The following is a 10266-nucleotide window of genomic DNA, read 5'->3' as shown; positions in this document are numbered from 1 at the left end:
CCGGGAATGTTGACTTATAACATCACCATTTTCCCAGTTCAGGAGGGGCATTTCCATTCCACACGCGGCTCGATCCGGCTACTTACATCGGTGGATCAAGGTTTAGAGGTGTGAACCCCCACCGCGACACGACGAAGGCCCCCAGAGTTTTCCCCTGAGAGCCTTCCTCGTTGTCAACGATGTCCCAAGACATCTGTCAACTATTTCCCGATACAGGACATACGTGGACCTACGTAGAGAGTTTGACAACTTTGGCTCGGCCGCGCGAACCGTGTGTTCGCGCTGGTCGCGAGGGGTTTACCGGACATCGAAGCGGCCATCGGAACCCTGCGTTGTGGACTCCCGGGGCCAGTCTGTCCGCTCACTTGAGATGGCTCAAACTTTTCTGCCCGACGCCGAAGTCGACCAGCTGGTCGCTGCCTACGAGGCCGGCGCGACGCTGCGTGGGCTGGCCAAGCAGTTCCACATCCACCGCCTGACCGCGGCAGCCCATCTGGCACGCCGCGGTGTCCCCGTTCGCCGCGCAGGTCTGGACTCTGTGCAGTCCAAGGAAGCCGCCCGACTGTACGAAGCTGGTTGGACGCTCGTGCAGCTGGGCCGCAGGTTCCAGGTGGACGCTCAGACGGTGCGTCGGACCATCACACGCCAAGGGTGGCGATCCGGCCAGGTGGACGCCCTCGCCGGCGTGGCAGAACGGGTGGCTCCGTTGCTTGAACGGGTTCGGATAGATGTCGCTCGCGTTCTCGTGGAGGACTCTCCGACGTGCGAATAGGCTCGCGTCATGGATCCGAAGCACATCCAGGTCGATCAGCGCCTCATTGACACGGGGTGCGTCTATTGCGGCTGTCCGCTTGTTGAAGCAACCAATCTGGAGTGTCGCCGCGGAGGAGGTTCGCCGGCGAGTTTCGAAGATGCAATGCCGCAACAACGTACGCGTGACCATGTTCCTTCCCGAGCCTTCCTCGATCATCCATTCCCGCAGAACCTTCCTGTCGTTGAGTGTTGTCGCAAGTGCAACAACGAGCTCTCACTAGACGAGCAATACTTGGCTTGCCTTCTTGAGTGCGTCGCCTGTGGCAGCGTCGAGCCACAGCGCTTCGAACGAGAACGGGTCGCTAGCATGCTCCGAGATTCGCCCATGCTGAGAGAGCGTCTCGCCGCCACCATGAGGGCCTCCGATAGCGGAACCACTTGGGAGATGGAAACCGAGCGGGTGAGGCATGTGATCTCGAAGCTCACCCGCGGCCATGCTGCGTTCGAGCACCAGCGTCGCTACCCGGGGCCCGATTCGACTTTGATCATGCCGCTCATGCTCATGTCAGACGACGAGCGCATCCAGTTCGAGAGAGGTAGCGCGGGGCACCGAGTGCTCCCCGAAGTCGGATCTAGAGCACTGACGCGAGCAGTTCTCGAGACTCGGACCAGTGGATGGGTGGATGTGCAACCTAAGCGCTATCGCTATACCTCTACGATCTACGCCGATGGCCTCTCAGTGCGACTGGTCATCCGCGACTATCTCGCATGCGAGGCATGGTGGAAGGACCTGGACTGACTGCAGCAGAGACACTCTGTGCAGCGTCTGCAGGCGTGAGGCGGCCGTTTCCGCGTCCAGATTAGCCGCAGATGCTCCCCTGGCGAGCAACGCTGTCAGGACGATACTGACGCGCTCGGAACACCGTGCTCCGAGCAAGAGCAGACGTGGTCTTCCGATCCCATCCCACGCCGACAGCGTCTTCGGCTAGCCCGTCGGTGCCGCAGGGCGTGACGGCACCAGCTCGTCTCGACCAACGCGTCCCCGAGTTCTCGCTGCAGGCATCTCGTCGGCCGTCGCAGCGAAGAAGGACTGAGCTTCGGTCCTCGACAGGCTGAGCAGGGACCTGTCACCGAGCGCGACTGTCGCGCGAAGCGGCATCGGAGTGTGGCCGAGGGACCCCATCAAGGCGAGCCCCGCCGCACGAGCAAGCGGGGGCGGCACACTGTTCCCGACCTGACGGTGCCCGTGCCAGTTCGTGGTGTGGAAGCGGAACCAGTCGGGATATCCGTGCAGCCGTGCCGCTTCGCGCACCGTGATGACCCGATCCTCGGTGGGGTGGATCGGGCGAGGGGACGTGTGGGACCCCCTCTCGGAGCCTGTACCCGCTCGCAGCGTACGTGACGGCCCCTTCAAAGGGAGTCGATACAGTCGACTCTTCGGTTCCACTGTTCCCGCGTCCGTCGCGGCGAACCGCATGATCGTCTGCTCAGCGTGAGTCGTGAGTCGTGAGCCCGTCAACACAGTTGGCTCCCAGAAGCGTGGCCGCGACTTGTCACCCGGCGATGCATTGAGGCCAGCGAGGGCACGTGCGTACATGTTCTTGATAGCAGCACGGCGCTCGATGTCCTCGCTCCGGAGCGCTACCTCATCGGACGTCAGTAGCACGTCATAGCCGAATGGCGAGGGCAAGCCCTCGAATGCCTCTTCAACCGAAACCGTGCCCTCCACCGGTTGGGGGCGGCTCGGCGCCACCTTGCCGAGCGCGCCTAGCACGATCACACGTCGGCGCGACTGCGGTACGCCGAAGTTGAGGCTGTTGACCGGCTTGTCGGTTCCGGAAAGGGCGTACCCCGCTTCACGGAGCCGGCGAAACGCGCTCTCCCTAATGTCCGAAAACTTGTCCTCCAACAGTCCGGCAACATTCTCTAGGCAGAACGTTCGAGGTCTGAGTTCCTCGACCAGACGGACGAAGTGGAGAAGCAGATCATTTCGTTCGTCATCCTGCTCGCGCTTGCCGCCTGTGGAGAAGCCCTGGCAGGGTGGTCCGCCGATCAGGGCGTCAAGACGCCCTAGCCAGACCTTGCCGGGGTGAAGTCGCTTATACCCGCGCTCAGCCGCACCAAGCACGTCCTCGGCTGAAACCAATGAGGCGTCACGGCAGAGCACCTCGCACTGCGGGAAGTTGAAGGCGTGCGTGGCCGCATGAACTGGGTCGTACTCGACGGCGGCTACAACGTCGTAGCCTGCCTGCTCGAACCCGAGCGTCATGCCACCTGCACCTGCGAAGAGGTCTACGGCGACCGGGCGGGTGCGTGGGGGCCCAGAGTACGGGGCTGCCCCACAATGATGGACGTCGAGGTCCCCGTCGTGCGCCCCGGAGGGCACGTTCGCTTTCCGGGGTGGGCACATTTCGGGCATCATGAGTACATGGTGACACAGACCTCTGACACGACGGTGGACGCTGGCGCGGAGAAGCGCTTCTTCATTGAGATGTTGACCAAGGACATCGAGCTGCTGCCCGCGATCGTCGACCTGGTCGACAACAGCGTGGACGGCGCCAGAGGGCTCCACCCGGATGGGAACCTGGCTGGCCAATGGGTCCGGATCGCGTTCGGGGACGGCACGTTCACGATTGCCGACAACTCCGGCGGTATCTCTGCCGACATCGCTCGACACTACGCGTTCCGATTCGGCCGGTCGAAGGACTTCACGGGCGTCAAGCGCTCTGTGGGACAGTTTGGCGTCGGAATGAAGCGCGCGTTCTTCAAGATCGGACAAGCCTTCGAGGTGCGATCAGTGCACCGCGGCGAGACCGGGGCCAACGACGGCTCACGATTCCACCTCAATGTGGATGTCGAGCAGTGGGCGGCTCAAGAGGCATGGACCTTCCAGTTCGAGAGTGTGGATGAAGGCGTCACTATCCCTGCCGACGAGGAGGCTGGAACGGCCATCACCGTGACGAAGCTGCACCCCAGCGTCGAAGACGACCTCAAGGACCCAGCCATCGTTCAGGCACTTCGGACCGAGTTGCGGCTGCGTCACCAGGAGTCGATACAAAGCGGCCTCCAGCTCCATCTCAACAGCGAGAACCCTCTCACGGCATCGCGACCATCACTCCAAGCCTCCGACATGGTGCAGCCGGTGTTCCGGGAGTTCCAAGTTCCCGGCCCAGCCGGGGGCACCGTGGACGTCAAGCTCTATGCGGGCACGACGGCTCCGCCCAAACGGGACAAGAACGCCGACCCCGAAGACGATGGACAGGCGGAGAACTTCCAAGACCCCGGCGACGCGGGCTGGTACCTCTTCTGCAACGACCGCCTGCTGCTCGTGGCCGATAGGTCTCCGCTCACCGGGTGGGGCAACCCAGCTGCGGCCTATCACCCGCAGTATCGCTCCTTCCGTGGCTTCGTCTATCTGGCAGCGGACGACGCCAGTCTCCTGCCATGGAATACCACCAAGACCGCTGTTGATCGCGACTCTCCCGTGTTCCGAGCTGTCCAGTCCGAGATGAAGACAGCTCTCGTTGCGGTTCAGGCTGTCATCAACCGGGCCAAGCAAGTACGCTCGCGTCTGGAGGATGACGAGAAGAAGCCCGAGATTCTGGTTGCCCTCGATGAAGCGCAGGATCAGCCGATCACGTCGCTCTCCGCATCAAGACAGATGATCGCTCCGGCAGCACCCCCACCGAGGCCGAAGGCACCACCGACACCGAAGATCAAGCGCATCCAGTATTCCGTCGACAAGGATCGATTCGATGAGGCGGCAAGTGCCCTCGGCGCGACCAGCGGCTCTGAGGTCGGCCGTCTCACCTTCGACTACTTCTACGACCAAGAGATCGACTAATGGCCCGACAGTACGAGTTCCGACCGGCGAAGGCCGCGCAACGGAGAATGATCGTTGACGCATGCCGTCGCCTCACGGCCATCTCCGCCTTGGACCAGTACCAATACGTTGGGTTTGGCGGCTTGGAGTTTATCGACTTCATTGAGTTCCATCGCGGGCTCGGGATTCCTCGAATGACGAGCATCGAGCGCGATACGAACATTCAGCATCGTCTTGAGTTCAACAAGCCGTACAAAGGCATCCGCCTTCTCATGGGCGAGGCGCGCGACCAGTTGCCCCAAGTGGACTGGACCATACCGGCGATCACTTGGCTCGACTACACGGACGTGCTGACGAAGGACATCCTGCGCGACCTGGACTACGTCGTGCGGTCAAGCGTGCCTGGCAGCATCGTGATTGTCACCGTCAATGGCGCGGCTACCTTCCCGCTGTCGAGCCGGCTCGCCAATCTTCGCGAGAGACTTGGCGACCTGATCGGCGATGACCTAGACGCAAGCAGTATGAATGGCTGGGGACCCGCACAGGTCGAACGGCGCGTGCTGCAAGCCACCGCTCACTCCGTGAGCCGTGATGCTCACGGTCGGCCGTTTCGTCAGCTCTTCAACTTCCACTATGCGGACGACGCCAAGATGCTCACCTGGGGCGGCATCATCACCAGCTCAATCTTGGACCGCACCATCGATGCCTGTCGGTTCGATGACCTCGATTTCATTCGCAAGGACGACGATGCGTTCGAAATTGACATTCCGGTGCTCACCGAGCGCGAGATCACGTTTCTTGAAACCGAACTCGTAGGCTCCACAACAGGTGCAATGCCCCGAATCAAGGGCGTCGAGGCTAAGGACATTAGGGCTTTCGCTAAGGTCTATCGCTGGCGAGTCGGAACTCGCTGAAGCCTTTGTGCGAGAGAGCGCCGAGGGGATGCGTAGCAACGGTCTCAGTGGCCAGCGACTTTATATACAGAGCGCCGTTGCACATCCTCTGGACGGTGTGAGACCCCTCTTTCGTGTGCCCTGCTGTTACAGGTCGAGGTGCCGCGTCGCTTGGGCGGCGGGGCGCCGACGCTCGTCCTGGAGGGTCGGGCGGGTCAGTGTCCGTAGTGCTGTGTCGGCCCGGGCGCGGTCGATCCTCTGCGCTGTGCCTTCGGGCTGGGCGCCGAGCGGGGCCGAGTCGGCGATCTGGTAGCGGTCACGGTAGGCGACCACAACCAGGGCGCGGCGTCGCCACTGCTGCCGCTCCCGCCCACTGGCGGGCATCGGACCGCGTGCCATAGCCCATGGCTCGTGGGCGTGGAGGGCGGTGTCGAGGACTGCTTCTGCTCGGGTTTCGATGAGGTGTCGGCGCTCGGCCAGGGCTTGCTGCATGTCGGGGGTCATGGGGCCGCCGGCTTCGGGGATCAGGCCGGCGATGAGACGCGGTGCTTGGCGTGCGCGGCCGGATCCGGCGGGTCGGGTGGTGGCGTGGGCGAGGCGGTGGTGGATGACGGAGGCGATGTCGTCGGCGTCGGCGAACCCGCGAGCCTTGATGTGGCGTGGCAGGAGGGTGTCGACGTGGTAGTGGTTGGCTTCGGCCCGGCGCAGTTCCGCAGTCAGGGCGCCGAAGGCGTCGGAGTCGATGACGGCTTGCGCTTGCTCGTCGGTGAGCCCGGAGCGGCAGACCAGGGTGGTCCAGCGGTCGTGTTGGGCTGCGGCGGCGATGGTTTCGTATTCGGCGGCGAGTTGGGCGATCGAGCCCCACCGGTCCTGCTCGGCGGTGATGGTCTCGTGCGCCGACAGTTCAGCACCGCTGTGTTTGAGGACTCCGTAGAGGACCGTGCGGGCGGTGGCGTCGGGATTGTCGCCCGGATGCGCAGTGGCGTGGTCGTCGGGGCGGTCGAGGATGACGTAGGCCTGGTTTGATTCCCGCCCGCGCGTCATCGCGACATACAGGTTCTCCCGCGTAGTGGTGGGTTCAACCAGGACGTGGGCGGTGTCGGTGGTGATGCCTTGGGCGCGGTGGGCGGTGACTGCGTAGCCGAGGTCAACGTGCTCAGCCACATAGGCGGCGGGCAGGACGATGCTGTTGCCGAACCGGGCCCCGGGTGGGCGGATCGTGACCGACCCGTCGTCACGCACGGCGGTGATGGTCCAGGTTTGGCCGTTGCGGACCCAGCCGTGCCGGTTCCGCAGTCGCCGGTCGTTGCGGCGGGTGATGATCGTGTCACCCACACCTGCTGCCGATCCGTCGGACAGGGTGATTTCGGGGCCGGGCTTCAAAGTGCCGTCCAGGATGAGGTCGGCGCGGGCGCGGACGTTGAGGGCGGTGACGTTCTCGCGGGTTTCGGCGATCAGCACCGACACCAAACCCTGCTGCCGGTCGTGGCGCCAGGCGGTGTAGGCGGCATCGGTCATGGCCTCGGCGTCGCCGTCGTGGATGCGATCGTGTGCCAGGTAGGTGTCGATGACTGGGGTGCGGCCGTGCCGCAGCTCCAGGGATGCGGTCTTCTCCCAAGCATTCATGAAGCGGTGGACATCGACCAGCTCGGGAGCATCGTCGCGGTCGTGGATCAACAGACTGAACGCACCGCCGGCATCGACGGACTGGCGCTGTGCGTAGTCGCCGACCAGCAGCACCTTCGCCCCGGCCTCCTCCGCTGCCTGCGTGATCTGGTCCAGGGAGAGTGTGCCGGCGAGGGAGGCTTCGTCGATGATGACCAGTTGCCCGGGCTGGAAGGTGGCGCGGGTGTGTTGGTGGGTGGTCCACCACTTCGTCGTGTTCTCTGTGGCGATGCCCAGATCGTAGGCCAGCACTTGCGTCGCCACCGCAGACGGTGCCAGCCCTCCTACCGACCCGGCACCATGCTCGGTTTCCCATGCCTGGCGCAAGGCGTTCATCGCGGTCGTCTTGCCGGCCCCGGCTGGGCCCACCAACACGTCCACGACCCGGCCCGACACCGCGACCGAGGCCAAGGCTGCGGCCTGGTCCTGGCCGAGCATCCGACCCTCGGCGTCAGGCTTGCTCGTGATCGTTTCGACGGTGGCGAGGTCAACGCTCGGGCCAGTCGCGGTGCGGGCCCGTTGCAGGAAGCGGTCCTCTGCCGCGAGGAGAGTGTCAGAGGAGAACACGGTCGAGTGCTTCGGACGGAACACGCTGGTTCCGTCCGGGCGGCGGAACTCCACCGGGCTCGTGGTCAGTTCGGGTGGGGTCAGGCGTAGGGAGGCCTGTTCGGCGGCGTCGGCGATCATGGCGGTGATGGCTTCGCGGTCCTTGACGGTGGCGAACCGCCACCCCATCGTTTGGCGGGCGGCTTCGGCCATCAGGTTCCAGCGCCGCCACGTCGAACGCTTCTCACCGACCACCTCGACCACCGAGCGCCCCACCTGCCCGATCAGATCCAACGGCACATCATCAGCCCGCAACAGCAACGGCCGGTCCCCGGCAGTGACGGTGCGCGCCCACACGGTGGCATCCATGCCGAGCTGCTGGCTGGCGCGGGTGCGCCACTCGACGGTCAGTTCCGCCAAGGATCGGACCTGCTTGTCCGGACGGGTTGCGAGCGTGGCTTGGGCGCGCAATCGGATCACGGTGGCATCGGATGGCTGCCGTCCGTGGGTGGCCACGTACTCGGCCACCAGTCGGTCCTTCTCTACCTCGATATGCCGCGCCCGCGTGGAGAACTCCGCGACCAGTTCCTCGGGGACGTCGGTGATCGCCCAGGACGGGTTCCGGTCCCGGCCCATCTCCCGTGGCTCCCAGCTCACGCCGAAGGTGCGGGTCATGTGATCGGCGAACACGGCCTCGTGCAGCTCGGACAACGCGACGACCGCGGCGTGCATCGGACGCCCATCCAGACTTCGCCACCTCCCATCCAACATCGTGCGGGCCTTGTTGCTGATCACCACATGCGTATGCAAGTGCGGGTCCCCGGCGCGGGAATCGAAGTGATCAAATGCCGTCGCGATCAAACCCGTGACGTCGACTTGTGCAGCCGCGCCATCGCCAGCAGTTGCGCCGGTGCGGGTGGCTGCAACCTCGCGCTCCATGAACGCAACCACCGCCGCAACCGCCTCATGATGGGCTTGCGCAATCAACGCCTGCGTCCCCGCGTCTGCAACCGCCCACAACACCGACGCCGACTTCGGCACACTGAGCGTGAAATCAAACCCCGCCACCGCACGCCGAGACCCCGCGCAGCCTCCTCGGACTCAATCTGCGCAACGGAACGTTCCCGCTCCACCGGGCTCAGCGACGGCTCAAGTTGCGAGACACGGTCCGCGACCCGCACCGCCGTCGAGCTGTACACCGGATACGCCCGCCCCAACGGATCACCCATGACCGGATCCCGCCCCATCCCCACCAGTAGTTGCAGCTGAGCCTCCGATACTTGGGCGCCAGGGGTGAGTTCACCGTGGCCCAGAGCAGCGACACCGGAGCCGAGCCGGCGTCCGGGTGGGGTGCCAGCCTCGGCGTAGTAGCGAGTCAACCGAGTCGACAACGACCGGTCACCATCACCAGCCGCCACAGTGCGCAGCAGGTACTTGTAGCCATCGCCGGCCGACATGACCCGCATCGAAACCGTCATGCAGATCAGGTATGCATAGGCACCACCTGGTCACGTTCCGCTGAGCTGCCGCGGCTGTGCCGACTGCGTTGGCGGTAGCGGCTCGGGTGACGCCGACGGCCTGGCGGAACAGACGGGCGGCGTGGCCGCGGCTGTGCCAGCCGACCTGGGCCATGGCCTGCTCTACCGACAGGTCGGTCTCCCGCAGAAGCCGTGCCAGGTGCTCGGCGCACAGAGTCGTCAGGTACGTCATCGGGGGATTGGCCGTAGGCGTCAACGAAGACCCGGCCGAGCTGGGACGGCGACAGATGCAGTGCTTCGGCCAGTTCTCCCAGCGTCCACCGCCGTGCTGATTGGTTTCGCAGCGGGCGTGATGCACGTAAACCGTTCTCGTGAGCAGCACAATTCTGGCAAGCATCGTGATACGCGCGGCGAACATCGCCCGGCTGCGCCGATTCATCGTCCGGTTGACAGCCTCGTCAGGGTATGCGTCCATTGACCCTATCCAAGCATCTCACTGACGAGAATTGAGGTTTACTATGGAGACGAAGAACTTGGAACTGGACGTCGAGGCGGCAGCGTTGATCGCCGAGGCGGAACTGCTTGAGCACGTTGTCAAGCCATCTGGTGGCGAGGACGGCCGCAAGTACGAAATCTACGCCAGCCGCTGCCCGTCCAAGAAGTGACGGTACGCCTCACCACTGATCACTCCGCCACCGCGCACATCGTTCGACCGGGTGGTGGCGGAGTGGTCGTTCCACGCCACGTCGGCGACCTCTTGGCGGCCCAGGCCGCTGAGGACAGTGAGCAGTTCGGCCAGTTGTCACGCGACTACCCGCAGACCGCTGCCACCTTGCGACAAGCTGGGTGGTTGGATGAAGAGATCGTTCATCGCAGGGTGCCGGAGGGGCCGCACCTGAAGCGCGTTCAGGTCGAGGCTTTGCTTACCTGCAACCTGTCATGCAGTTACTGCTACTCGACCTCGGGACCCGGCCGTAGGGAGCGGCTGAGTCATGATGAGGTCATCCTGACTTGGCTCAAATTGGTGTGATGTAGATCATATTGACACTATGACCTGCGGGTTTGGGTTGTGAAGTGCTGGAATTCCTGACTAATCGGGTGGTTGGGG

General features: G+C 64.2%; 7 protein-coding genes and 1 pseudogene. 4 read left to right on the top strand and 4 right to left on the bottom strand.

Features of this window, described 5'->3' with window-relative positions:
• Positions 1–361: 361 nt before the first annotated feature.
• Both ACFFN1_RS14145 and ACFFN1_RS14140 read right to left on the bottom strand, forming a co-directional pair.
• On the bottom strand, positions 362–970 hold the full coding sequence (locus tag ACFFN1_RS14145) for a hypothetical protein (protein ID WP_376841489.1): 609 nt from the start codon (positions 968–970) through the stop codon (positions 362–364).
• A gap of 768 nt (positions 971–1738) precedes the next feature.
• Positions 1739–3163: a DNA cytosine methyltransferase gene (locus ACFFN1_RS14140; RefSeq protein WP_376841490.1), complete on the bottom strand. Its 1425-nt coding sequence runs from the start codon at positions 3161–3163 to the stop codon at positions 1739–1741.
• 18 nt (positions 3164–3181) lie between these two features.
• Between ACFFN1_RS14140 and ACFFN1_RS14135 the strand changes: the two genes are divergently transcribed.
• Positions 3182–4597 carry an ATP-binding protein gene (locus ACFFN1_RS14135; protein WP_376841488.1) on the top strand — a complete coding sequence of 472 codons (1416 nt, stop codon included), beginning with the start codon at positions 3182–3184 and terminating at the stop codon, positions 4595–4597.
• The gene (locus ACFFN1_RS14130; RefSeq protein ID WP_376841487.1) at positions 4597–5490 is read left to right on the top strand and encodes an O-methyltransferase; all 894 of its coding nucleotides are present in this window, start codon (positions 4597–4599) and stop codon (positions 5488–5490) included. The genes ACFFN1_RS14135 and ACFFN1_RS14130 overlap by 1 nt, the downstream gene beginning before the upstream one ends.
• A 126-nt stretch (positions 5491–5616) precedes the next feature.
• Here ACFFN1_RS14130 and mobF read toward each other — a convergent pair.
• Together mobF and ACFFN1_RS14120 are read right to left on the bottom strand one after the other, a co-directional pair.
• Positions 5617–9158: pseudogene (mobF, locus tag ACFFN1_RS14125) on the bottom strand (MobF family relaxase).
• A complete protein-coding gene (locus ACFFN1_RS14120; RefSeq protein WP_376841486.1) occupies positions 9085–9633 on the bottom strand; it encodes a helix-turn-helix domain-containing protein in 549 nt (182 codons plus the stop codon). Before ACFFN1_RS14120 ends, mobF begins: the two are co-directional and overlap by 74 nt.
• A gap of 43 nt (positions 9634–9676) precedes the next feature.
• On the opposite strand from ACFFN1_RS14120, the gene ACFFN1_RS14115 reads away from it, so the two are divergent.
• Both ACFFN1_RS14115 and ACFFN1_RS14110 read left to right on the top strand, forming a co-directional pair.
• A complete protein-coding gene (locus ACFFN1_RS14115) occupies positions 9677–9823 on the top strand; it encodes a hypothetical protein (RefSeq protein ID WP_376841484.1) in 147 nt (48 codons plus the stop codon).
• 62 nt (positions 9824–9885) lie between these two features.
• The gene (locus tag ACFFN1_RS14110; protein ID WP_376841482.1) at positions 9886–10188 is read left to right on the top strand and encodes a hypothetical protein; all 303 of its coding nucleotides are present in this window, start codon (positions 9886–9888) and stop codon (positions 10186–10188) included.
• The last annotated feature ends 78 nt before the right edge of the window (positions 10189–10266 follow it).

Origin of the sequence: Brevibacterium otitidis (genome assembly GCF_042429315.1) — a bacterium.
Classification (GTDB): domain Bacteria; phylum Actinomycetota; class Actinomycetes; order Actinomycetales; family Brevibacteriaceae; genus Brevibacterium; species Brevibacterium otitidis.
The sequence above is the reverse complement of the archived record's forward strand: the minus strand, read 5'-3'. Positions and strand labels throughout refer to the sequence as shown.

What these genes read in the sequence shown, in the direction of transcription:
- ACFFN1_RS14145 (WP_376841489.1), bottom strand. Translation starts at nt 970, where the DNA reads ATGATCGAGGAAGGCTCGGGAAGGAACATGGTCACGCGTACGTTGTTG.
- ACFFN1_RS14140 (WP_376841490.1), bottom strand. Translation starts at nt 3,163, where the DNA reads ATGTGCCCACCCCGGAAAGCGAACGTGCCCTCCGGGGCGCACGACGGG.
- ACFFN1_RS14135 (WP_376841488.1), top strand. Translation starts at nt 3,182, where the DNA reads ATGGTGACACAGACCTCTGACACGACGGTGGACGCTGGCGCGGAGAAG.
- ACFFN1_RS14130 (WP_376841487.1), top strand. Translation starts at nt 4,597, where the DNA reads ATGGCCCGACAGTACGAGTTCCGACCGGCGAAGGCCGCGCAACGGAGA.
- ACFFN1_RS14120 (WP_376841486.1), bottom strand. Translation starts at nt 9,633, where the DNA reads ATGGACGCATACCCTGACGAGGCTGTCAACCGGACGATGAATCGGCGC.
- ACFFN1_RS14115 (WP_376841484.1), top strand. Translation starts at nt 9,677, where the DNA reads ATGGAGACGAAGAACTTGGAACTGGACGTCGAGGCGGCAGCGTTGATC.